General features: G+C 72.9%; 21 protein-coding genes. 10 read left to right on the top strand and 11 right to left on the bottom strand.

What is annotated here, in order from left to right; genetic code table 11:
- Positions 1 to 227: 227 nt before the first annotated feature.
- Positions 228 to 2,666 carry a DEAD/DEAH box helicase gene (locus IO30_RS0106490; RefSeq protein WP_078904578.1) on the top strand — a complete coding sequence of 813 codons (2,439 nt, stop codon included), beginning with the start codon at positions 228 to 230 and terminating at the stop codon, positions 2,664 to 2,666.
- 20 nt (positions 2,667 to 2,686) lie between these two features.
- Here IO30_RS0106490 and gad read toward each other — a convergent pair whose 3' ends face one another.
- Positions 2,687 to 4,078 carry a glutamate decarboxylase gene (gad, locus tag IO30_RS0106485; RefSeq protein ID WP_031140196.1) on the bottom strand — a complete coding sequence of 464 codons (1,392 nt, stop codon included), beginning with the start codon at positions 4,076 to 4,078 and terminating at the stop codon, positions 2,687 to 2,689.
- Between the two features lie 308 nt (positions 4,079 to 4,386).
- On the opposite strand from gad, the gene melC1 reads away from it, so the two are divergent.
- Positions 4,387 to 4,791, top strand: a complete 405-nt coding sequence (melC1, locus tag IO30_RS0106480) for an apotyrosinase chaperone MelC1 (RefSeq protein ID WP_031140193.1) — start codon at positions 4,387 to 4,389, stop codon at positions 4,789 to 4,791.
- Positions 4,788 to 5,645, top strand: coding sequence for a tyrosinase MelC2 (gene melC2, locus IO30_RS0106475; protein WP_031140191.1), 858 nt, complete (start codon positions 4,788 to 4,790; stop codon positions 5,643 to 5,645). Before melC1 ends, melC2 begins: the two co-directional genes overlap by 4 nt.
- Here the strand turns inward: melC2 and IO30_RS0106470 are convergent.
- Positions 5,591 to 6,322, bottom strand: a complete 732-nt coding sequence (locus tag IO30_RS0106470) for a response regulator (RefSeq protein WP_031140189.1) — start codon at positions 6,320 to 6,322, stop codon at positions 5,591 to 5,593. The two genes, melC2 and IO30_RS0106470, sit on opposite strands and share 55 nt — an antisense overlap.
- Positions 6,319 to 7,923 (bottom strand): sensor histidine kinase, encoded by a 1,605-nt coding sequence (locus tag IO30_RS0106465; RefSeq protein WP_031140187.1) that lies wholly within the window; start codon positions 7,921 to 7,923, stop codon positions 6,319 to 6,321. The genes IO30_RS0106470 and IO30_RS0106465 overlap by 4 nt, the downstream gene beginning before the upstream one ends.
- Before the next feature lie 106 nt (positions 7,924 to 8,029).
- Between IO30_RS0106465 and IO30_RS0106460 the strand changes: the two genes are divergently transcribed.
- Together IO30_RS0106460 and IO30_RS0106455 are read left to right on the top strand one after the other, a co-directional pair.
- Positions 8,030 to 9,415, top strand: coding sequence for a cation:dicarboxylate symporter family transporter (locus IO30_RS0106460; RefSeq protein ID WP_031140185.1), 1,386 nt, complete (start codon positions 8,030 to 8,032; stop codon positions 9,413 to 9,415).
- 269 nt (positions 9,416 to 9,684) lie between these two features.
- Positions 9,685 to 11,457, top strand: coding sequence for a S8 family peptidase (locus IO30_RS0106455; protein WP_031140183.1), 1,773 nt, complete (start codon positions 9,685 to 9,687; stop codon positions 11,455 to 11,457).
- A 70-nt stretch (positions 11,458 to 11,527) separates the two neighbouring features.
- Here the strand turns inward: IO30_RS0106455 and IO30_RS0106450 are convergent, their stop codons facing one another.
- Both IO30_RS0106450 and IO30_RS0106445 read right to left on the bottom strand, forming a co-directional pair.
- Positions 11,528 to 12,196, bottom strand: coding sequence for a (2Fe-2S)-binding protein (locus tag IO30_RS0106450; protein WP_031140181.1), 669 nt, complete (start codon positions 12,194 to 12,196; stop codon positions 11,528 to 11,530).
- Positions 12,197 to 12,241: 45 nt separating this feature from the next.
- Positions 12,242 to 13,129 (bottom strand): SIS domain-containing protein, encoded by an 888-nt coding sequence (locus tag IO30_RS0106445; RefSeq protein WP_051901969.1) that lies wholly within the window; start codon positions 13,127 to 13,129, stop codon positions 12,242 to 12,244.
- A 25-nt stretch (positions 13,130 to 13,154) separates the two neighbouring features.
- Between IO30_RS0106445 and IO30_RS45270 the strand changes: the two genes are divergently transcribed.
- A complete protein-coding gene (locus tag IO30_RS45270) occupies positions 13,155 to 13,301 on the top strand; it encodes a hypothetical protein (RefSeq protein WP_157853125.1) in 147 nt (48 codons plus the stop codon).
- A 69-nt stretch (positions 13,302 to 13,370) separates the two neighbouring features.
- On the opposite strand, the gene IO30_RS0106440 is transcribed toward IO30_RS45270, so the two are convergent.
- Complete coding sequence (locus tag IO30_RS0106440) at positions 13,371 to 14,171, bottom strand: alpha/beta fold hydrolase (protein WP_031140179.1); 801 nt, start codon at positions 14,169 to 14,171, stop codon at positions 13,371 to 13,373.
- Between the two features lie 140 nt (positions 14,172 to 14,311).
- On the opposite strand from IO30_RS0106440, the gene IO30_RS0106435 reads away from it, so the two are divergent.
- The gene (locus IO30_RS0106435) at positions 14,312 to 14,998 is read left to right on the top strand and encodes a GNAT family N-acetyltransferase (protein ID WP_031140178.1); all 687 of its coding nucleotides are present in this window, start codon (positions 14,312 to 14,314) and stop codon (positions 14,996 to 14,998) included.
- 370 nt (positions 14,999 to 15,368) lie between these two features.
- Positions 15,369 to 16,598, top strand: a complete 1,230-nt coding sequence (locus tag IO30_RS0106430; RefSeq protein WP_078904577.1) for an alpha/beta hydrolase — start codon at positions 15,369 to 15,371, stop codon at positions 16,596 to 16,598.
- Here the strand turns inward: IO30_RS0106430 and IO30_RS0106425 are convergent.
- Positions 16,576 to 18,066 carry a carboxylesterase/lipase family protein gene (locus IO30_RS0106425; RefSeq protein WP_051901968.1) on the bottom strand — a complete coding sequence of 497 codons (1,491 nt, stop codon included), beginning with the start codon at positions 18,064 to 18,066 and terminating at the stop codon, positions 16,576 to 16,578. The genes IO30_RS0106430 and IO30_RS0106425 overlap by 23 nt on opposite strands.
- Positions 18,067 to 18,177: 111 nt before the next feature.
- Here IO30_RS0106425 and IO30_RS0106420 point away from each other — a divergent pair, with 111 nt between their 5' ends.
- Both IO30_RS0106420 and IO30_RS0106415 read left to right on the top strand, forming a co-directional pair.
- Complete coding sequence (locus IO30_RS0106420) at positions 18,178 to 18,537, top strand: hypothetical protein (RefSeq protein WP_031140175.1); 360 nt, start codon at positions 18,178 to 18,180, stop codon at positions 18,535 to 18,537.
- A 96-nt stretch (positions 18,538 to 18,633) separates the two neighbouring features.
- Positions 18,634 to 18,912 carry a chaplin gene (locus tag IO30_RS0106415; protein ID WP_031140174.1) on the top strand — a complete coding sequence of 93 codons (279 nt, stop codon included), beginning with the start codon at positions 18,634 to 18,636 and terminating at the stop codon, positions 18,910 to 18,912.
- A gap of 95 nt (positions 18,913 to 19,007) precedes the next feature.
- On the opposite strand, the gene IO30_RS0106410 is transcribed toward IO30_RS0106415, so the two are convergent.
- The 4 genes from IO30_RS0106410 to IO30_RS0106395 are packed head-to-tail and all read right to left on the bottom strand — an operon-like array spanning position 19,008 to position 21,467.
- Positions 19,008 to 19,871 carry a tyrosinase family protein gene (locus tag IO30_RS0106410; protein WP_031140173.1) on the bottom strand — a complete coding sequence of 288 codons (864 nt, stop codon included), beginning with the start codon at positions 19,869 to 19,871 and terminating at the stop codon, positions 19,008 to 19,010.
- Positions 19,872 to 19,886: 15 nt separating this feature from the next.
- On the bottom strand, positions 19,887 to 20,249 hold the full coding sequence (locus IO30_RS0106405; protein ID WP_031140172.1) for a tyrosinase family oxidase copper chaperone: 363 nt from the start codon (positions 20,247 to 20,249) through the stop codon (positions 19,887 to 19,889).
- A 59-nt stretch (positions 20,250 to 20,308) separates the two neighbouring features.
- Positions 20,309 to 20,839, bottom strand: coding sequence for a GNAT family N-acetyltransferase (locus IO30_RS0106400; RefSeq protein WP_051859011.1), 531 nt, complete (start codon positions 20,837 to 20,839; stop codon positions 20,309 to 20,311).
- Positions 20,840 to 20,855: 16 nt separating this feature from the next.
- On the bottom strand, positions 20,856 to 21,467 hold the full coding sequence (locus IO30_RS0106395; RefSeq protein WP_031140168.1) for a trimeric intracellular cation channel family protein: 612 nt from the start codon (positions 21,465 to 21,467) through the stop codon (positions 20,856 to 20,858).
- Between the last annotated feature and the right edge of the window lie 98 nt (positions 21,468 to 21,565).

Here is a 21,565-nt window from a genome sequence, read left to right as displayed (position 1 = left end):
CCGGCCGGTCCCGCCCTCGCTCCGCGTGTCCCCGCGCGGCTCCCTCCGCCCCCGCCCCCCATGAGTCATAGTGGAGGGCGGGATAGGAACTGGAGCAGAACCACCTGATCATGCGCCCGGCACGACGAGGTCGACGCCGCAGCGGGTAACGGTGACGGATGGCGGGGCGACGGTGAAGTGACGGCGAGGGTGACTGTGGCGGTCAGGGTGACGGTGACGGTGACGGCATGGTGAAGAAGGAACTCCGCCCGCACCAGCGCGAGGCCGTCGACGCCGTGGTGCGCGCACTGGAACTGCCCGCCGGCGGCCGGGTGCCCGGGGCGGGACTGCGCACCCAGGTGATCATGGCCACGGGTTCGGGCAAGACCCTGGTCGCGGTCGGCTCGGCCGAGGAGCTGAAGGCCCGCCGGGTGCTGGTGCTGGTGCCCTCCCTGGACCTGCTCGCACAGACCGCCCGGGCCTGGCGCGAGGGCGGCCGCCCCGGCCGGTACCTCGCCGTGTGCTCGCTGAGCGAGAAGGACGCGGGCGCACCCACCACCACCGATCCGGACGAACTGGCGCGCCGGGGCGGCCTGCCGGGCGAGCGGGTGACGGTGTTCGCCACGTACGCCTCGCTGGGCCTGGGGACCGTCGAACGGGCCCACCTCGCCGGACTGCCGGGCTGGGACCTGATCGTGGTCGACGAGGCCCACCGGACGTCCGGGCGGATCGGGAAGCCCTGGGCGGTGGTGCACGACAACGCACGGATCCCCGCCGTCCGGCGGCTGTACCTGACGGCCACTCCCCGGGTCTGGCAGGACGGCGAGGAGGACGAGGGCGGCCCTCCCGCCGGGCGCGGCGAGCTGGTCGCTTCCATGGAGGACGATCCGCGGGGCCCGTTCGGCGCCCGCTGCCACACCCTCGCGCTGTCGGAGGCCATCAGCCGCGGGATCTGCGCCCCGTACCGCGTGGTGTGCGTGGACGTCACCGATCCGGGGTTCCAGGCGGCCGTGCTGCTGGGCCGGGACGGCCGCTCCGACGCGGTCCGCGGAGCACGCCTGGCCGCGCTCCAGACTGCGCTGGTCAAGGCCGCCGCCGACCAGGGCTTCCGGCGCACGCTCGTCTTCCACCACCTGACCAAGGAGGCCGAGGCCTTCGCGTCCGGACTGCCGGAGGTGGCCGCGCGGCTGCGGCGCGCCGGACGGTCTGCCGGGCCGGCGTACCCGCGCACCGTGTGGGCCGACTGGCTGTACGGGCAGCACACGGCGGCGCACCGGCGCCGGGTGCTGGAGGCGTTCGCGGACGAGCGGACCGCGGACAAGGCCTTCCTGGGCAGCGTCCGGGTGCTCGGCGAGGGCGTGGACACCAAGGAGTGCGACTCGGTCTTCTGGGCCGACGTCCGGGGGTCCATGCCCGACCTGGTCCAGGCGGTCGGCCGGGCGCTGCGGATCCGGCCCGGGGAGGGGAAGGTCGCCTCCCTGGTGGTGCCGGTCCTGCTGGGGCCGGGCGAGACGGCCGAGACGATGCTGACCTCGCGGGCGTACCGGGACCTGGCGCGGCTGCTGGAGGCACTGCGCGCCCACGACAGCCGCCTCGTCGAGTCCCTGGCCCAGCCGCAGTCGCCGGGCCGTCCGGTCCGGCCCGCCGCGGTCCCGGGCACCTCGGGCGGGGCGCAGGCGTTGCTGAGCTTCTCCACGCCCCGGGACCCGGCGCAGTTGGCGGCGTTCATCCGGCTGCGCGTCCTGCACCCGGAGCGCGAGCACTGGCGGCGCGGGGTGGAGGCCGCCCGGATCTACGCCGCCGGGGCCGGGGACCTCAAGGTGCCGTTCGCCTTCCGGGTCCCGGCGGAGGGCGGGGACTGGCCGCCCGGGCTGGCCCGCTTCCCGCTCGGGCAGTGGGTCGCGGACGTGCGGCGCACGTACCGCCGGGGCGCCCTCGGCCGGGAACGCGTGGCGCAGCTCGACGCGCTCGGCATGGTGTGGAGCCACTTCGACGTGGCCTTCGAGGAGGGGCTCGCGGCGGCCCGGGCCTGGGCCGCGGAGCACGGCCACCTGCTGCCGCCGGTCGACGCCACCTGGAACGGGGCGCCGGTCGGGGTGTGGGTCAAGAACCAGCGGGCCGCCGCCCGCCGCGAGGGGCCCGGCGCGCTCCCCGAGGAGCGCCGGGAGGCCCTCGACGCCGTCGACCCGTCCTGGTGCCCGGCCTGGGACATCGCCTGGCAGCGCGCCTTCCACCTGACCCGGGTGCACCTGGACGCGGGCGGCCGGCTCCCGCAGGGGCCCGGTGAGGTGGTGGTGCAGGGCCACGACCTGGGCGGGTGGGCGCGCGGTCAGCAGGCGGCCTGGGAGCGGCTGTCCTGGGCCCAGCGCTGGCTGCTGGAGCACACGCTCGGGCTGACCCCGGGGACGGGTGACGGGGCCGCGGGGGCGCCGCGGCGCCGCAGCCACGCCACCGCGTGGGCGGAACACCTGGAGGCGGCGCGCTCGTTCCATGCCCGCGAGCACCACCTGCGGGTCCCCCGCACGCACGTGGAGCGGGTCGGCGACCGGGAGCTGCGCCTGGGCTCCTGGATCGCCAACCAGCGCTCCCGTGCGGACTCCCTGGCGGCGGACCGGGTCGAGGCGCTGTCCGCTCTCGGCATGCTCTGGCCGACGCCTCGGCCACGGGGCCGGGCGGCGGTGCGCTGACCGCCGCCCGGCCCCCGCCGTCAGTGGTGGAAGCCGGAGCGGGGCGCGGTCGTCGGCACCGGCGGGGGCGTCGCCCGCAGGTGTTCCACCGCGCGGCGCAGGTCGGCGACGAGGAGGGCGATCTGGTCCCGGGTGACGCCGTGCCGGACCAGGACCCGCTGGATGACCGTCTCCTGACGGTCGGCCGGCAGCGGGTACGAGGGCACCTGCCAGCCGCGCATCCGCAGCCGCTCGGAGAGGTCGTAGAGGGTGAACCCGGCCCCTTCCGGGTCACTGAGCGTGTAGGAGACCGCGGGCAGGGCGCCCCGGCCGTCGTACAGGAGCGTGAAGGGCCCCATGGACGCGATCTCCCCCGCCAGGTACTGGGCGGTCTCGGCGCAGGCCTCCTGGACGCGCCGGTAGCCGCCTCGGCCCAGGCGCAGGAACAGGTAGTACTGGGCGATGACCTCGCCGCCCGGGCGGGAGAAGTTGAGGGCGAAGGTGGGCATGTCACCGCCCAGGTAGTCCACGTCGAAGACCAGGTCCGCCGGCAGCAGGTCGGCGGTGCGCCACACGATCCAGCCGACGCCCAGGGGTGCGAGCCCGTACTTGTGGCCGGAGGTGTTGACGGAGGCGACCCGCGGCAGCTGGAAGTCCCACACCACGTCGGTGTGGAGGAAGGGGGCGACGAAGGCGCCGCTGGCGCCGTCCACGTGGATGGGGACGTCCCAGCCGTGTTCGGCCTGGATGCGGTCGAGTTCGGCGGCGATCTCCGCCACGGGTTCGTAGTCGCAGGTGTAGGTGACACCGAGGATGGCGACGACGCCGATGGTGTTCTCGTCGACGTACGAGGCGAGCTGGTGGGGCAGGATGCCGGTGGCGCCGGGCTCCAGGGGGATCTGGCGCAGCTCCACGTCGAAGTAGCGGGCGAACTTCTCCCAGCAGACCTGGACCGGCCCGCAGACCAGGTTGGGCCGGTCGCCGGAGCGTCCTTCGGCGAGGCGGCGGTTGCGCCAGCGCCATTTGAGGGCGAGGCCGCCGAGCATGGCGGCCTCGCTGGAGCCGGTGGTGGAGCAACCGGTGGCGGCGCCGCCGGGCGGTGCGTTCCACAGGTCGGCCAGGATGTTGACGCAGCGCGCCTCGATCTCGGCGGTCTGCGGGTACTCGTCCTTGTCGATCATGTTCTTGTCGAGGCACTCGTTCATCAGGCGGTGCACGCCGTCGTCCGACCAGGTGGTGCAGAAGGTGGCCAGGTTCTGGGCGGCGTTGCCGTCGAGGAGCAGTTCGTTGTGGAGGAGCTCGTAGACGACCTCGGTCGGCGAGTGATCGTCCGGCATTCGGAACTTGGGGAGGATCTGACCGCTCAGGGTGGACGCGAACACGTCGGTGCCGACGTCGTTCTCGCCGTCGTCCTTCGTCTTGTGAAGAGCCATATCGGGACTATAGGGAAGAATCGGTCAATACTCGGGGAAGCCGCCTCGGGAGTCCCGGCTCCGCCCGGACTCCCGGGACCCGCTCCGCACCATCGCTTCCGGCCTTCTCTTCGATGTGACCCCTCCCATAGGGACCTCACGCGGCCGAAGAAATTACTGTCGAGTAGCCTTGAGTCCAAAAATCTTCCCGTCCGGACTGCTGGAGCCGCTCCGGACGGGAAGATCATCCAACTTGTTCTATGGGCAACTTATCAGTAGATGTCCGGATACTGGCCGACCCTTGCCCTGCCCCTGATACCTCTCGGGGCATGAACAAGATCACTCGCCGCCAGGCCTTAGGGGCCTCCGCAGGCGCACTCACCGCTCTCGGTCTCACCGCCGCTGCCGCCGCGGCAGCCGTACGCCCGGCCGCCGCCGCCGATTCCACCGCCGCGGGCATCAGCGCCGCCGGCACCAGCGTCGACGAGGTCTACCAGGGCCGCCGCATCAAGATCACCGCGGGAGGGGGCGGCCACCACGGCGGGCACCACTCCCCGGGCCTGCCCACCGTGCAGATAGACGGCCGCGAGCTGCACGTCATGCGCAACGCCGACGGCAGCTGGATCAGCGTGATCAACCACTACGAGACCTACTCCGACCCCCGCTCGCTCGCCCGCGCAGCGGTCCGTGAACTCCAGGGCGCCGCCCTCGTCCCCTTCGGAGGCTCGGCATGACCGTCCGCAAGAACCAGGCCTCGCTCACCCCCGACGAGAAGCGCGCCTTCACCGCGGCGCTGCTGGAGCTCAAGCGCACCGGCAGCTACGACCGCTTCGTCACCACCCACAACGGCTTCATCATGAGCGACACCGATTCGGGAGACCGCGTCGGGCACAGATCGCCCTCCTTCCTGCCCTGGCACCGCCGTTTCCTGCTGGAGTTCGAGGCGGCGCTGCAGAAAGTGGACGCGAGCGTCGCGATCCCCTACTGGGACTGGACGACGGACCGCACGGCCCGCTCCTCCCTCTGGGCCCCGGACTTCCTCGGCGGCACCGGCCGGGCCCGCGACGGGCAGGTCCTCGACGGGCCGTTCGCCCACGCGACGGGCAAGTGGGACATAGCCGTACGGGTGGACGGGCGCGCCTACCTCAGGCGCGCTCTCGGCACCGGGGTGGCCCAGCTGCCGACCAAGGCCGAGGTGGACTCCGTACTCGCCATGCCGGTCTACGACATGGCGCCGTGGAACAGCTCCTCGAACGGCTTCCGCAACCACCTGGAGGGCTGGCGCGGCGCCAACCTGCACAACCGGGTGCACGTGTGGGTCGGCGGGCAGATGGCGACCGGGGTCTCCCCCAACGACCCGGTGTTCTGGATGCACCACGCCTTCATCGACAAGCTGTGGGCCGACTGGCAGACACGGAACCCGCAGTCCACCTACCTGCCGGCCGCGGGCACCGCCAACGTCGTGGACCTGCACGACACGATGCGGCCCTGGAACGACGTGACCCCGGCGGACATGCTGGACCACCGGAAGTTCTACACCTTCGACACCGAACCGGCCGCGGCCGCGGCCTCCGCCAGCCAGCGGTAGTGCAGTTCGGGGCGGCCGACCTGCCCGTACCGGGGGGTGCGGGCCGCCCGCCCGCTGTCCACGAGGTGTTCCAGGTATCGGCGGGCGGTGATCCGCGAGATCCCGGCCGCCTCGGCCGTCCCCGCTGCGGTCAGCCCCTCGGGAGCCGCCCGCAGCAGCGCGGCGACGCGGTCCAGGGTCGGCGCGCTCAGCCCCTTGGGCAGTTCCGCCGGGCGGGGCGCCCGCAGGGCGGCCATCGCCCGGTCCACGTCGTCCTGCCCGGCGGCCTCGCCCGCGGTCGCGCGGAACTCGGCGTAGCGCAGCAGGCGTTCGCGCAGGGTCGGGAAGGCGAACGGCTTCAGCACGTACTGGACCACGCCGAGGGAGACGCTCTCGCGGACCACGGCCAGGTCCCGCGCCGAGGTCACCACGATCACGTCGACGGGGTGTCCGGCGGCCCGCAGCCCGCGCGCGAAGCGCAGCCCGTGCCCGTCGGGCAGGCCGAGGTCGAGCAGCAGCAGGTCGACGCGGGTCCGCTCCAGGGCGCGGGTGGCCTCGGCGAGCGAGTGGACGGTCGCGACGGCCGTGAAGCCGGGCACCCGGCCGATGTACAGCGCGTGCGCGGCGGCGGCCACGGGGTCGTCCTCGACCACCAGCACCCGCACCTCGCCCTCGCCCGGCCCGCCCGTCCCGCTCATGCGCCGGCCTCCCGGGCCAGCGGCAGCCGTACGGTGAACTCGGCGCCGCCGTCCGGGACTTCCGCGGCGGCTGCCGTTCCCCCGTGCCGCTGGGCCACCTGGCGGACCAGGGCGAGGCCGAGGCCCCGCCCCTCCCCCTTGCCCGACCAGCCGCGGCGGAACACGTCGGCCGCGGCCCCCTCGGGCAGACCGGGGCCGTTGTCGGCGACGCGGAGCAGCAGTTCTTCCCCCTCGGGCCGGACGGTGACCGCGATCCGGCCGCCCGGGACCCCGGTGAGCGCCTCCACCGCGTTGTCGACGAGGTTGCCGAGCACCGTGACGAGGTCCCGGGCGGGCGGGGTGCCGGGGCCGCCGTCGATGGCGCTGCTGTCCGGGGTCACCACCAGTTCGACCCCGCGTTCGTGCGCCTGCGCGGCCTTGCCGAGCAGGAGCGCCACGAGCACCGGCTCCCCCACCGCGGTGATCACCTCGTCGGTGAGGGCCTGGGCCAGTTCCAGTTCCGCCGTGGCGAAGTCGACCGCCTCCTGGGCGCGGTCGAGCTCGATGAGGGAGACCACCGTGTGCAGCCGGTTGGCCGCCTCGTGGGCCTGCGAGCGCAGGGCCTGGGTGAAGCCGCGCTCGTGGTCCAGCTCGCCGGTGAGCGCCTGGAGCTCGGTGTGGTCCCGCAGGGTCACCACGGTGCCGCGGCGGCCGCCGCCCGCGACGGGTGAACTGTTCACGACGAGCACCCGGTCGGCGGTCAGGTGCACCTCGTCCGTCCGGGGCCGGTCGGCGAGCAGGGCGCCGGTGATCGGGGCGGGCAGCCCGAGGTCCGCGACCGCGGTGCCGGTCAACTCGCCCTGGAGTCCGAGCAGTTCCCGGCCCGCGTCGTTGATCAGGGTGATCCTGCGCTGTCCGTCGAGCATCAGCAGCCCCTCGCGGACGCCGTGCAGCGCCGCCTGGTGGTAGTCGTACATCCGGCTGAGCTCGGCCGCGTTCATGCCGTGGGTGTGCCGGCGCAGCCGTGCATTGACCACGTACGTACCCGCGCCGCCGAGGGCGAGGGCCCCGGCCGCGACCCAGGCGAGGGCCGAGAGCTGCGCGGCGAGGCGGGCGCTGATCGCGCGGACGGTGATGCCCGCGCTGACCATTCCGACCACCCGGCCCCCGTCCGTGAGCGGGGTGACCACGCGGATCGAGGGGCCGAGGGTGCCGGTGTAGGTCTCGCTGAAGGTCTCGCCGCGCAGCGCGGGCGCGGTGTTGCCGAGGAAGCGCTCGCCGATCCGGCGCGGGTCGGGGTGGGTCCAGCGCCGCCCGTCCGGGTCCATGATCGTGACGAAGTCGACCCCGGAGTCGACGCGCACCCGCTCCGCGTACGGCTGGAGGGCCGTCGAGGGGTCGGTACCGCGTACGGCCTCCCGTACGGCCTGCTGGACCGACGGGGAGTCGGCGACCGCACGCGCCACGGCCCCGGCCTGGCGCCGGGCGGAGTCCTCGGCCTGGCCCCGTGCGGTGGCGTAGGCGAAGACGGCGCAGCCCGCGACGACCACTGCGACCAGCAGCACCTGCATGGCGAAGAGCTGGCCGGCGAGGCTGCGCGGCGGGCGGGGCAAACGGAACATGGCGCTCAGTGTGCACCCGGCCGTGAACTCAATGAACGCAAGGGTGACCGGGGTCACAGCCTCGGGCCATGGTCCTCCCGGGACACATTCACCACCAGGAGGCATCGTGGCCGCCAGGCGCGACAGAACGCACTATCTCTACATCGCGGTGATCGCCGCGGTGCTCCTCGGCATCGCCGTCGGCTTCGCCGCACCCGGCGTGGCCGTGGAGCTCAAGCCCCTGGGCACGGGCTTCGTGAACCTCATCAAGATGATGATCTCGCCCGTGATCTTCTGCACGATCGTGCTGGGCATCGGCTCGGTCCGCAAGGCCGCCAAGGTCGGGGCGGTGGGCGGGCTCGCGCTCGGCTACTTCATGGTGATGTCCACCGTGGCCCTCGCCATCGGTCTGCTGGTGGGGAACCTGCTGGAGCCCGGCAGCGGGCTGCACCTGACCGAGGCGGCGCGCAGCGCCGGCGAGGCGCAGGCCAAGGCGGGCGGGGCCGAGAGCACCCCGGAGTTCCTGCTCGGGATCATCCCGACCACCCTGGTGTCCGCCTTCACCGGCGGCGAGGTGCTCCAGACGCTGCTGGTGGCGCTGCTGTGCGGGTTCGCGCTCCAGGCCATGGGCCGGTCCGGCGAGCCGCTGCTGCGCGGGATCGGGCACGTGCAGAAGCTGGTGTTCCGGGTGCTGGCGATGATCATGTGGGCCGCGCCGGTGGGCGCCTTCGGGGCGATCGCGGCGGTGGTCGGGGCGACCGGCATCGACGCGCTGAAGTCCCTCGCCGTCATCATGATCGGCTTCTACACGACCTGCCTGCTGTTCGTGTTCGTGGTCCTCGGCACCCTGCTGCGGGTGTGTACGGGGGTCAGCGTGTTCGCGCTGCTGCGCTACCTGGGCCGGGAGTTCCTGCTGATCCTGTCCACGTCCTCCTCGGAGTCGGCGCTGCCGCGGCTGATCGCGAAGATGGAGCACCTGGGGGTCTCGCGTCCGGTCACCGGGATCACCGTGCCCACCGGCTACTCCTTCAATCTGGACGGGACCGCGATCTACCTGACGATGTCCTCGCTGTTCGTGGCGGAGGCCATGGGCAAGCCGCTCGCCCTGGGCGAGCAGATCTCCCTGCTGCTCTTCATGATCATCGCCTCGAAGGGCGCCGCCGGGGTGACGGGCGCGGGGCTGGCCACCCTCGCCGGAGGACTCCAGTCCCACCGGCCGGAACTCGTCGACGGGGTCGGCCTGATCGTGGGCATCGACCGGTTCATGAGCGAGGCGCGCGCCCTGACCAACTTCGCGGGCAACGCGGTCGCGACGGTGCTCATCGGGACGTGGACGAAGGAGTTCGACCACGCACGGGCCGGCGAAGTCCTCGCGGGCCGGCTGCCGTTCGACGAGACCACGCTGGTGGACGACGGCCACGGCGCCGAGCCCGCCGGGGACGGGAGCCCCGGCCCGCACAAGGACGCCCTGCCGGTCCAGCCGGAGGGCGACAAGAACGGCGTACCGGTGTAGCCGGAACGCCCGCACGATCCGGCCGGGCCGGGCTCGCCCCCACGGTGCCCAGCCCGGCCGGACCCGGAACACATCGCACATCTCACCCGTATTCGGTTACCTGCCACCGATAAACGAACCCCCGTGTTGCAAAAGGTACTTCCGCAGCGGGGTGTGCGTCTGACATCTTGCGTCCACCACTTGTTTCGTACGGCCCGGTAGGTGCGACCACCGGGCCTTCGGAGGACGCATTGATACCCCACATATCCAGCCGGCCTCGCCGTACCCTGGTGCTGGCCGCCGCTCTCGGCGCCGCACTGACCTTCGGGGCCCCCGCCGCGCTCGCCGGCACCGCCCCGGTCTCTCCTTCCGCTCCCGCTCCTGCTCCGGCCCCGGCAGCGGCCCCGGCAGCGGCGTCGGCCTCCCAGAGTGCGACCTGGGTTGCCGGCACCCGCGCCTACCTCGTGATCACCGCTCCCGGTGACAGCACGGCGGTGCGCTCCGCCGTCACCGCCAACGGCGGCACGGTCTTCGCGAACTACGACGCGATCGGCGTGATCGTCGCCCACTCGTCGTCCGCTTCCTTCGCCGCCACCATGCGCGGCGTGAGCGGCGTCCAGCAGGTCGGGGCCACCCGCACCTCGGACGTCCCGGCGGACGCCTACAACCCGGCGTTGCCCGCCAACCCGGCGCAGTCCACGACGCCTTCCGGCGAGCCGGTCCGCGCCGACATGACGCAGATCAAGGCCGACCAGGCCTGGGCCGTCACCACCGGTTCCGCCACCGTCAAGGTCGGCATCCTGGACACCGGTGTGGACGACCAGCACCAGGACCTGGCGCCGAACTTCAACGCGGCGGACTCGGCGTCCTGCGCGTACGGCAAGGCGGACACCCGCGCCGGTTCCTGGCGGGACGTCGGCACCCACGGCACGCACGTGGCCGGTACGGTCGCCGCCGCCAAGAACGGCAAGGGCGTCATCGGCGTGGCCCCGGGCGTGAAGATCTCCTCCGTGCGCATCGCGGAGCCCGGATCCTCGCTCTTCTTCGCCGAGAACACCGTCTGCGGCTTCATGTGGGCCGGTGACCACGGCTTCAAGGTCACCAACAACAGCTACTACACGGACCCGTGGCAGTTCAACTGCCCGGACAACGCCGACCAGGCCGCGATCATCGAGGGCGTCAAGCGCGCCCAGGAGTACGCCGAGGGCAAGGGTTCGCTGCAGGTCGCCGCGGCCGGCAACTCCAACCTCGACCTGGCCAACAAGACGACCGACACCGAGAGCCCGAACGACTCGACGCCGGTCACCCGCACCATCACCAACGCCTGCCTGGACATCCCGACCGAGCTCCCGGGCGTGGTCACGGTCTCGGCGATGGGCACCACGGCCAAGGCCTCGTACTCCAACTACGGCCTGAACGTCGTCGACATCACCGCCCCCGGCGGCGACGCCACCGGCATCTACAGCACCCTGCCGGGCGGCAAGTACGGCAGCATGAGCGGCACCTCGATGGCCTCCCCGCACGTGGCCGGTGTGGCTGCGCTGCTGGCGAGCACCAACCCGGGCATCACCCCGGCGCAGCTGCGCGACAAGCTGGCCACCCAGGCCAACGACGTCGCCTGCCCGTCGGACAGCCGCTGCAAGGGCACCACGGCGAAGAACGGCTTCTTCGGCGAGGGCCAGACCGACGCCCTCAAGGCCGTCGGATCCACCCCGCCCCCCGGCAAGTACTTCGAGAACCTCGGTGACTTCGCCATCGGCGACAACACCACCGTGGAGAGCCCCATCACCGTCAGCGGGGTGACCGGCAACGCCCCGGCCACCCTCAAGGTGGGCGTGAACATCGTGCACACCTACACCGGTGACCTGAAGGTGGACCTCCTGGCCCCCGACGGCACCGTCTACACCGTGCACAACCGGGCCGGCGGCAGCGCCGACAACATCAACCAGGTCTTCACCGTCAACGCCTCGTCCGAGGTCGCGAACGGCACCTGGAAGCTGCGCGTGAACGACAACGCGGGCGGCGACACCGGCAAGATCGACGCCTGGAACCTGACCTTCTAGGACGTCCGCACCACACCACCGGCAGGGCCATCGGGCAGCGGCTTGACCGCTCCCCGGTGGCCCTGTCCCGTCAGCGGGTCCGCAGGACGCAGTCCCCGCAGAACCCGCCGCCGGGCACCTGGTAGTAGAGGCAGCAGCTGCGCCGTACGAAGGCCACCCCGAGCCCCGGCTCGTGGACGAAGGTGCCGGTACCGGCGAGCGGGCCGTCCTCGGCCAGCAGCGCGGCCGCCGACCGCACCGCCGCGTCCCCCTCGACCCGGTCGGTCAGCACCCGCAGCGCCCCGACCAGTCCGGACGCGGCATTGCCCCTCAGCACCTTCGGCGAGACCCCGAAATCCTTGCGCAGCCGCGCGTCGAGCACGGCGAGGTTCCCGAGGACGGTCCCGCCCAGGGAAGCGGCGGGCAGCGGCACGGGCTCGGGCAGCCACAGCTCCAGCGAGCCCGCTGCGGGCAGCCGCCACCCCACGCGCCCCGGGTCCAGGTCCGGCACCTGCCCGGCCAGGGCCACGCACCCGAGCCCGATCGACCACAGCCGCGAGGCGATCCCGAACTGCGCCGTCGAGGCGGCCACCCGGTCCGGCCCGGTGCCGATCCGCCGCCCGACCTCGGCCACGTACGGGCCGAGGCCCTCCCCGTAGAGCTCGTCCAGCGGCCGGAATCCCGGCCCGGGCGGCTCCTTGCCGTACGGCACGGCGAAGAAGGGGCCCACCTCGGCCAGGGTGCGCAGTACCTCGTCCATCCCCGGATGATCTCAGCCGGGGACGGGCCCGGGAGGGGCGGGGGTTCAGCCGGCCGCCGGGGACCAGGCGGCGACCTCGAAGTCGGACATGTCCAGGCCGCCTTCCTTCGTGTCGTCGTTGGCGAAGACGAAGGACTCGATCGGCACGCCCCGCTCGTCGCTGAGCTGGGCCACGAGCTCCTGGAGGACCACCGTCTCCAGGACCACGCGGACGGCGTCGGCCGCCTTCGGCAGCCGGACGACGAACTGGTTCTCGGCGATCTCCACGTCGGCCGCGGTGATCAGCAGGGTCAGGTGGCCCGCGCCGGCCAGCGACCGGGCCAGCTCGATCTCGCGGCCGTCCCCGTACACGAGGTGCAGGGTGTTGCCCGCCGACTCCATCTCGCCGTGCAGGTAGTTGCGGGTGGCCGAGACGGCGGCCGTCATCCGGACCACCTCGCGCAGCAGCAGGGCGCCTTCCTCGGCGGAGACCCGGGAGGCGCCGGCCGCCACCCCGTCGGAGGCGATGCAGCGGGCGCCGCGCTCCCGCAGCCCGGCGACCACCTGTGCGGCCTGCCGGTGGACGGCGGTGGTCTGCTCCGCGATCTCGCCCCAGGGGTCTCCCGCGCGCCCGGCGAGGGCGCCCGCGATCAGGTCGAGGGCCACGACGGTGCCGGTGTAGCCGATGGTGGAGGCGTACGAGTCGCACTCGTTGCCGAGGTCCACGACCAGGTCGGCGAGCTCTCCCAGGGGCGAGGGCGCGACGTTCAGGAGCGCGGTCCTCGTGATGCCGGGGGCGGCGCACCGGAAGGCGGCGAGGGTCTCGGAGCTGCGGCCGCCCTGGGAGACGGCGATCAGGCAGTCGGTGTCGAAGCCGGCGGTACCGGTCTCGATCTCGCTGGAGAGGACCCGCTGGGTGACGACCCCGGCCTCGCGCAGTTGCTGCACGGGCACGGCGAGGGCGGCGTACGAGGCCCCGATGCCGGTGAACAGGGGGCGGCGGGCGGCCCGCAGCCCGGCCAGTTCCGGGGAGCCGAGCTGGGTGCGGACGCGGGCGGCGATGCGGGCGAGGGCCGCGCCCAGCGGGGACCGCTACCGGCTGCGCACCACCCTCCAGACAGACTGACACGTCCGCACGCCCCGCCCGGCCGCCATTGGGCACCCGGGCGGGCGACGAAAGGCCCGAGGCCCGCGCTCAGAGGCGGGCGAGGAACTCCAGCAGCGCCCGGTTGAACGCCTCGGGCTGCTCCACGCCCGGCAGGTGGCCCGCCCGCTCGATGACCGTGAGCACCGAGTGGGGCATCAGCGCGTGCAGGGCCTCGGCCTCCGCGACCGGGGTGTAGACGTCGTCCGCACCCACCAGGACCAGGCAGGGCTCCGTGGCCCGGGCGAGAAGGGGCCGGTAGTCGGGGCGCTCGGCGCGGCCCCGCAGTGCGGCCGCGGCGCCCTCGGGGTCCGTGGCCCGCATCATGGCGTCGACGTGCGCCGCGGCCTCCGGCATCCCGCTCACGTTGTAGGGCGCGAGCATCTTGGCGATGACCTCTTCGGCATAAGGCCCCATTCCCTCGGCGAGCAGCCGTTCGGCCGTCCCGAGACGGGTCTTCTTTCCGTCCTCGGTCTCCGGAACCGGGCTCGTATCGGACAGGACGAGGGCCCGTACCAGACCCGGGTGGCGCAGCCGCATCTCCATGGCGATCTGCCCGCCCATGGACACTCCGGCGACGACCGTCTGTTCGATGTCCAGGCGGCCGAGCAGAGCGGCCAGGTCGTCGGCGAAGGCGGCCAGCGGCAGCACGCCCGGCCGCACCGGAGATTCCCCATATCCGCGCAGGTCAGGGGCGATGACCCGGTATCCGGCAGCCACCAGTGCGGCCGTCTGGGGGGCCCACATCGTGCGGTTGAACGGGTGCCCGTGGACCAGCAGGACCGGCGCTCCGTCACGGGGACCGGAGTCGTCGAAAAACAGCGGCGCGTCATTGCCAAATTGGGGCTTCATGAGAGGACTTTAAGGGGCTACATTGAGCCACTCGCGTTCACCTGACCGCCCGTTGCCTTTCACCCGTGTTTTGCACGGGGGGCGACGTCAGAAACGCAGACTGTGCAACCACCCCACCGCCCAGAAGGACCGAAGGCTCCGTGCCCGTACCCGTACTCCTCGCCGGCCGCAGCGTGCGGCTTGAGCCCCTCGCCCCCCACCACACCGAGGCCCTGGCCGTGGCCGGGGCCGAGGATCGTACGACTTACGCCTTCACTCCCGTACCCCACGGCGTGCAGGCGTCCCACGAGTACATCGACCGTGCCCTCGCCGATCAGGCGGCGGGTCGATCGGTCCCGTTCGCGGTGGTCAGAGCCACCGACGGGCGGGTCGTCGGTTCGACCCGGTTCCTGGAACTCGACTACTGGCAGGGGCCGCTGGTCTGGCCCGCCGTGCCGGGGGTCCCGTTCGGCGATCCTGCGACGGCGATCCCCGATGCCGCGGAGATCGGCAACACCTGGCTGTCCCCGGGCGCCCAGGGCACCGGCATCAACACCGAGGCGAAGCTGCTCATGCTGCGCCACGCCTTCGAGACCTGGGGCGTGCGGCGCATCTCGCTGCGCGCCGACGCCCGCAACGGACGGTCCCGGGCGGCGATGGAACGCCTGGGCTTCACCAGCGAGGGGGTCCGCCGGGCCCATTCGCGCGGGCTCGACGGGGCGGTGCGCAGTACCGCCTTCTACTCGATCCTCGACGAGGAGTGGCCGGCCGTCCGGTCGGTCATCGAGCTCAGGCTGTCGGCCGCCGCGCAGCGCAAGCGCCGCCGACGGACCCTGATCCCCGCCTAGGTCCTCGCTTTCGGATCTTGTCGGTCAGGTCCGCGTCGTCCGGGGCTGCCGTGTACTGGACGTACTCGGTTGCCCCGGCAGTGCGGCGAGGCGCGGTGCCGGGCGGCGCGGACCCGGCAAGATCCGAAAGTGACGGCCTGGTGCCGACCGCGCTCCGCCCCCGAGGGCGTGACGCTCCTTCTCCCGCGGCCCCCGCTCCCGTCGTCCTCCGCCGAGGACGGCCGAGGCGGGGGCCGCTGTCATGCGGTGGTCAAGAAAAGGAAAAATGGGGAACCTCTGCGACCTTACGTTCATCTTCCGAACGGAAGGATCAAGCACTCAGACCACCCCGCCCCTCCCGGGGCAGCACCAGCCGGAGAGTCCACCGCACATGTCGTACGCACCCGACGGGCAGCAGCACCAGCCGTACCGGCCGGAAGGGCAGCCGCCGCAGCCGCCTTACGGCGGACAGCCGTACGGCCGGCAGCAGTCCTACGAGGACCCCCGAGCGCCGTACGGGCAGGAGCCCTGGTACGAGGAGCAGCAGCCCGAGCGCCCGCGCAGGTCCCGGGTCCGCCGCTGGGTCATAGCGGGTGCCTCGGTCGTCGCCCTGGCGGGCGTCGCGGCGCTCGTGATGAGCCACTTCGAGATACCCCCGTTCACCGACAAGGGCGCCGCGGTCTCCTTCGGGAAGCCGGTCGGCGGCGGCGAGGGCAAGGCGGGCGACACCCCGAAGCAGCCTGCGAACTCCAAGATGCTGATGCCCACGGGCCCGGCGGCGGAGTTCAAGAACTCGACGACCCTGCCCGACGGCACGCACGTGGCCGTCACCACCCTGGACGGCAAGAAGTCCGGCTTCAAGGGCAAGGTGTGGGTCTGGGCGCCCAAGGAGTACAACGACCCCAAGTTCGCCAAGAGCGGCTTCCCGGTCATGATCGCGCTGCCGGGCGGGGCCGGCTTCCCGAACAACTACTGGATGGGCACCGACCTCGGTCTCCAGACCAGCATCAGCAAGTGGTACGCCGAGGGCAAGAGCAAGCCCTTCATCCTGGCCATGCCGGTGCTCAACCCGGCGCCGGACGACAAGGGCATCTACTGGGACGCCTCCGACATCCCCGGCCAGCCCAAGATGGGCACGTGGCTCACCGAGGACGTCCCGGACCTGATGAAGGCGAACTTCCGCACGGTGAAGTCCCGTGACGGCTGGGCCTTCATGGGGTCCTCCACCGGCGGGTTCGCCGGTCTGAAGGCCGTGCTCAAGCACCCGGACAAGTTCAAGGCCGTGATCGCCTCCGGCCCGGACATCGTCCCGGACTCCTCCCTGTGGAAGGGCCACGACAAGGAGAAGGCCGAGAACAACCCGGAGATCCTGGCGAAGCAGCTCATCGACAGCAAGGGTCCCGACGTCTACCTCGCCTTCCAGGTCGGTGACAGCGAGAACAACAAGAAGACCTTGCCGGACGTGCAGAAGTTCATCGCCACCTTCGGCAACAAGGGGCCCGTCCACACCGACCTGAGGGTCATCAAGGGCGGCCAGCACAACGCCAAAACCTACGTCCCGAACATGGGCGAGGGTCCGATCCAGTTCATCAGCAAGGTCATGGAAGGGCCCGTCGAGTAGCGGAAGGCGCGTCCGCTCCTGCCCTCCCCCGCGCCTCCTCCGGCTCCGGCCCGCCGAACACCTTCGGCGGGCCGTTGCCGTTCCAGGGGGCCCAGCCCGGGTCGCCGTCCACCGCGAAGGCCACCCAGGCCGCGTGCATCTGCGCCGCCAGGGCCTGCGGGGCGTCCGGCCCGGCCAGCCAGGCGGCCTCCGGGACGTGGAGCGTGTCGAAGACGAAGCCGAGCTCCAGCGCGTGACAGGCACCGAGCCCCGGGATGCCGGAGGGCCAGGCGAACTCGTAGACGAAGCTCGGCGCGGCCCGCCGCGCACCGGCCACCAGCCGCAGCGGGTCGCGCAGCAACCGGTCGGCGAGCAGGTTCCCGGCGATTTCGGCCGGGCCCGCCTCGGGCAGCAGGGTGCGCAGGGCCCGGACGGCGGCCCGGTCCTTGCCGCCGCGCCTGCGCGCCAGGGCCACGGTGAGAGGTCCCAGCCGGTCCAGGTGCCGCATGGCGCCCGTCGGGGCGAGCCAGAGCCGGTGTTCGTGCGCGGTCCAGCCGAGCAGCAGGGGCACGTCCGCCGAGGCCCCGGGGGCTCCCGGGGCCGTGAGCGCTTCGAGCGGGTCGAGGGGCACCGTCGCCGGCTCGGCGACCAGGCCGAACGCGGCGCCGCCGAGGAGGGGGTTCGAGCGGCGGAGCACGGCCGCCTGGGCGGCGAGCAGGGTGGGCAGCGGGACCTCGGTGAAGGCCCCGGCCGTGGCCTTCACCTTCAGCAGCGAAGCCATCCGCCGGACCATGGCGCGGACCCGGTCGCGGGTCAGCACCCCGGGGGCGCCGCTCTGCAGGACGGCCCGGGCGAAGAGACCGGCCGCGCGCGGGGCGGCGAGGAGGGAGCCGATGCTGATGGCCCCGGCGGACTCGCCGAAGACCGTCACGCGCGCGGGGTCGCCGCCGAAGGCCCCGATGTTGTCCCGGACCCATTCCAGGGCGGCGATCTGGTCCAGCAGGCCGCGGTTGGCCGGCGCGTCGGGGAAGAGCCCGTAGCCGAGGACCCCGAGGCGGTAGTTGAAGGAGACGAGCACGACCCCGTCGCGGGCGAAGGCCGAGCCGTCGTAGACGGGTACGGCGGCGGAGCCGCGGGTGAGCGCCCCGCCGTGGATCCAGACCATGACGGGCAGCCGGGCCCCGGGCGCCGGGTCGGGGGTCCAGACGTTCACGTTCAGGCAGTCCTCCCCGGGGATCTCCGGGTCGCACAGCAGGGAGGCGAAAGGTTCCGGGTAGGGCACCTTCGGCGCGGTGGGCCCGTAGCTGCCCGCGTCCCGTACGCCGTCCCAGTGCGCCGGGGGTGCCGGGGCGGCGAAGCGGAGCGGGCCGACGGGCGGGGCGGCGTAGGGGACGCCCCGGAAGACGGCTGTGCCGTCGGGGGATGTGCGCCCCTCGACCACTCCGGAGGTGGTCCTGACGCGGGGACGGCCGCCGACCGCTGTGCTCATCCGTGCCTCCTGGATCCCTCTGCGGCGCCTGCGCCGCGCGCGCACGGTCGCACAGCCGTACCACGGGTGACAAGGCGTGACCGGGTCCGGGCCCCGCCGGGTTGGACGGACATGCGATCCCCTTTCCTTCACCCCACCGTACGGAAGGTCCTGCGGGCCCGCCCGGTACCCGTCGCCCTGCTGGTGGCCGCCGCCGTCCTCGGTGGTGGCGGCGGCCCGGCGCAGGCGGCCGGCGGCCCGGACTTCCAGTACCTCGGACAGGACGACCAGGCCCACGGCCTCACCGCGCCCAAGGGCTGTGTGCGGGCTGCGGGCGGCGGAGCCCGGGCCGTCACGAACCGGACCGGTGGCACCGCCACCCTGTACCGGGAGCCGGGCTGCAAGGGCAGGGCGGTCCAGGTCCTGCCCTCCGGAACGGTCACCCAGGTGCGTCCGGCGTTCGCCTCGGTGCGGTTCGACGGCACCAGGTAGGAAAACGGGCCGTGACCCCTGGGCCACCGCTGCGTTGTACGCCATGTCAAACGCCGCAGTCTTTGCGGCGCCCCTTACCTCTCGAGGAGATTCTTGATGTCGCGTATCGCGAAGGCATTCGCCATCACCGCTGTCGCCGGTAGCGCCGTGGCCGCCGGTGCGGGTCTGGCCGTCGCCGATGCCGGAGCGCAGGGTGCGGCGGTCGGCTCCCCCGGTGTCCTGTCGGGCAACCTGCTCCAGGTTCCGGTGCACGTCCCGGTCAACGTCTGCGGCAACACCGTCAACGTGATCGGCCTGCTGAACCCGGCGTTCGGCAACACCTGCATCAACGCCTCGGGCGGCGGCGAGCACCACACCGAGGGCTACGGTCACTGACCGTCCCCGATCTTCCGACGGGCCGGCTGCCGGCCGGCCCGTCGAAGGGCCCCCGCCACCGGGCGGGGGCCCTTCCCCTTGTCATGCTCCCTTTGTCATGCGTAGCGGTAGAGGCCCTGGTGGCCGAGCATCTCGCGCGGGGTGACGTCCCACGGGGGCATCGGCTCGTCCAGGGCGATCACCCGGCCGCGCTGGAGGTCCCCGTACGGCAGCGGGCCGGCCGGCAGGTAGCCGGAGCGGGGGTGGCGCTGCTGCCAGCGGTCCCAGACCAGGTCCACGAAGGCGTGGTGCAGCCAGAACGCCGGGTCGTTGGGCGCCGTGCCGCCGGTCATGTGGCCGCCGATCCACTGGTGGACCTTGTTGTGGTTGCGCCAGCGCTCGCTCTTGGGGGCGGCCCAGCCCTCCAGCTTGTTGCGGAAGCCGCCCGCGCTCGCGGTGGAGTCCCAGGGCGAGGTGTCGTAGACCGGGTCGTCGATCGCCCATTGGAGTTCCGCCGGGGTGGGCAGCTTGATCGGGTTCTGCGGGCGGCCCAGGTTGCGGGTGAGGAAACGGGACTCCGTGACGCCCACCGTGACGGTCCAGTTGCCCTTGTCGTAGGCGAAGGGCCCGGTCATGACCTGCCGGTCGGAGGCACGTCCGGTACCGCCGAGGAAGTCGTCCGCCCAGAGCGAGGAGACCGGGCTGGTGTCGGCGGTCCAGTCCCAGTACGGGATCGCGACGCCGGGATCGACGGCCTGCAGCTGCCGTTCGAACTCCAGCAGGTAGCGCCGGTGCCAGGGGAAGAACGACGGGGACATGTGGCCGACGCGGAGCCCCTTGTCCCGGTCCGGCACGAAGTACTTGTCGTGCGTGCGGACGAACCGGTCGTAGGTGCCGTTGCGCTTGAGTTCGAGCAGCGCCGCCGTGAACCGCTTCTTCTGGGCGCTGGTCAGGTCCTTCTGGTTCTGCCGGGTGTACAACGCGGGGCTCCTCCCTCAGCCGTGGTGCGCGGCGGCCAGCGTCAGCTGCGCGGTGCCCAGTTCGTCGACGGCGGCGCGGGCCAGGTCCAGCCGCGTCGGATAGGACTGGAAGTGGTTGATCCCGCTGAGGTAGCTGCCGTCGGCCCGGCGCATGACGTGCAGGGGGCGGCCGTCGATGCGGACGCCGGCCTGGTCGACGGCGATGTGCCGGCCCCGGTAGGTCTCCTCGGAGAGCGGCGCCGGGGTGAGCGTCTGGCGGGGGCGCCGGGCCCGCAGTACGGGGGCCAGGACGGCGGCCGTACCGGCCAGCACGGCCGCGGTGAAGGCCGACCGCAGGACCGTGCGGCGGGTCGGGGGGGCGGCTGGTGCTGCGTACATACGGTCTCCCTCGCTCGGTGGCCGGCGGCTACGGGTCTAACGCCGCGCGGCGGGCGAGGTCACCCTTTGGGGTGCTTGTAGAAGAGGGTCGTGGGCCGCAGGCGGCCGGCCGGGTCGGTGGCGTAGTCGGGGATGGTGCCGGCCTCGGTCCAGCCCGCGCGCAGGTAGACGTTCTCGGCGCCGCTGCCCGTCTCGGTGTCCAGGAACAGCAGCACCACCCCGGCGCGCGCGGCGGCCGCCTCGGCCTCGGCGAGCAGCGCGCGGGCGGTGCCCCGGCCGCGGGCGGCCGGGTGGACCATGAGCTTGCGCAGCTCGGCGCGGTGGCGGCCGTTGGGCTTGGACTCCCTGTACCAGCTGACGGTGCCGTCGATGCGGCCGTCGTCGCCGCTGCGCGAGACCCACAGGGCGAGGGAGCCCTCCTCGACGGCGGGCAGCAGCGAGTCCCACCAGGCGGCCGCCGCCTCGTGGTCGGTCCCGGCGAGGAAGCCGAGGGAGGAACCCGCGTCGACGACGGCGAGCAGGAGCGCGGCGAGCTCGTCGCGGTGGGCGCGCAGTGCGGTGGCGTCGAGCGCGGTGATGGTGGCCGTCATGCGGCGAGCATAGGGATCAGCGGGGGACGCGTTGCAGGCGGGGCAGGTGCAGGTCGCGGAAGACGGCGGCCATCCGGAGGGCGAAGACCAGCGACGCGGAGACGGTGATGTTGAGCGTGTCCGGTGCCCCGGCCCAGTGCAGGCCGAGGTAGGCGGCGGCCCCGGCGAGCGCGGCGGTGGCGTAGACCTCCTCGCGCAGCAGGAGCGGCGGGAACTCCCCGCAGAGCACGTCGCGGACCACTTCGCCGGTGACGCCCGTCAGGACGGCGAGGATCAGCACGGCGACGGGGGTGACGTGGGCGTCGATGGCGGCGCGCGCCCCGATGACGGTGACGACGGCGAGGCCGACGGCGTCGACGACCATCAGGGTCCGGTGCGGGAGCTCCCGGCGGCGCAGGTAGAACATGGTGGCGAAGGCGACGGAGGCGATCAGGACGAGCAGCAGCCAGTCGTGCGTCCAGTAGAGCGGGTGCCGGTCGAGGATGAGATCGCGCAGGGTCCCGCCGGAGATGCTGGCGGCGAAGGCGAGGACGAGCCCGCCGAAGGGGTCCATGGCGGCGCGGTGCGCGGCGAGCACGCCGGAGGCGGCGAAGGCGGCTATGCCGAGGAGGTAGAGGGCGTGCAGCACGGCGCCTCCTTCACGGGGCGGGGACGGTTCGGGGCGACCCGTAGAGGCTGCCCCGGACCGCCCCGGCCGCGCATCGGCCGTTCGGCCAGAGCGCGCGC

This window comes from Streptomyces xanthophaeus (assembly GCF_000725805.1).
GTDB lineage: Bacteria > Actinomycetota > Actinomycetes > Streptomycetales > Streptomycetaceae > Streptomyces > Streptomyces xanthophaeus.
Note: the sequence above shows the minus strand (reverse complement) of the source record. Positions and strands in the feature narration are given on the sequence as shown.

Bases quoted from the DNA above. Each gene is read 5' to 3' on its own strand.
- IO30_RS0106440 (WP_031140179.1), bottom strand. From the start codon at position 14,171: ATGAAGCCCCAATTTGGCAATGACGCGCCGCTGTTTTTCGACGACTCC.
- IO30_RS0106415 (WP_031140174.1), top strand. From the start codon at position 18,634: ATGTCGCGTATCGCGAAGGCATTCGCCATCACCGCTGTCGCCGGTAGC.
- IO30_RS45270 (WP_157853125.1), top strand. From the start codon at position 13,155: ATGCCGGTGAACAGGGGGCGGCGGGCGGCCCGCAGCCCGGCCAGTTCC.
- IO30_RS0106405 (WP_031140172.1), bottom strand. From the start codon at position 20,249: ATGTACGCAGCACCAGCCGCCCCCCCGACCCGCCGCACGGTCCTGCGG.
- IO30_RS0106400 (WP_051859011.1), bottom strand. From the start codon at position 20,839: ATGACGGCCACCATCACCGCGCTCGACGCCACCGCACTGCGCGCCCAC.
- IO30_RS0106470 (WP_031140189.1), bottom strand. From the start codon at position 6,322: ATGAGCGGGACGGGCGGGCCGGGCGAGGGCGAGGTGCGGGTGCTGGTG.
- melC2 (WP_031140191.1), top strand. From the start codon at position 4,788: ATGACCGTCCGCAAGAACCAGGCCTCGCTCACCCCCGACGAGAAGCGC.
- IO30_RS0106450 (WP_031140181.1), bottom strand. From the start codon at position 12,196: ATGGACGAGGTACTGCGCACCCTGGCCGAGGTGGGCCCCTTCTTCGCC.
- IO30_RS0106430 (WP_078904577.1), top strand. From the start codon at position 15,369: ATGTCGTACGCACCCGACGGGCAGCAGCACCAGCCGTACCGGCCGGAA.
- gad (WP_031140196.1), bottom strand. From the start codon at position 4,078: ATGGCTCTTCACAAGACGAAGGACGACGGCGAGAACGACGTCGGCACC.
- IO30_RS0106490 (WP_078904578.1), top strand. From the start codon at position 228: ATGGTGAAGAAGGAACTCCGCCCGCACCAGCGCGAGGCCGTCGACGCC.
- IO30_RS0106465 (WP_031140187.1), bottom strand. From the start codon at position 7,923: ATGTTCCGTTTGCCCCGCCCGCCGCGCAGCCTCGCCGGCCAGCTCTTC.
- melC1 (WP_031140193.1), top strand. From the start codon at position 4,387: ATGAACAAGATCACTCGCCGCCAGGCCTTAGGGGCCTCCGCAGGCGCA.
- IO30_RS0106420 (WP_031140175.1), top strand. From the start codon at position 18,178: ATGCGATCCCCTTTCCTTCACCCCACCGTACGGAAGGTCCTGCGGGCC.
- IO30_RS0106425 (WP_051901968.1), bottom strand. From the start codon at position 18,066: ATGAGCACAGCGGTCGGCGGCCGTCCCCGCGTCAGGACCACCTCCGGA.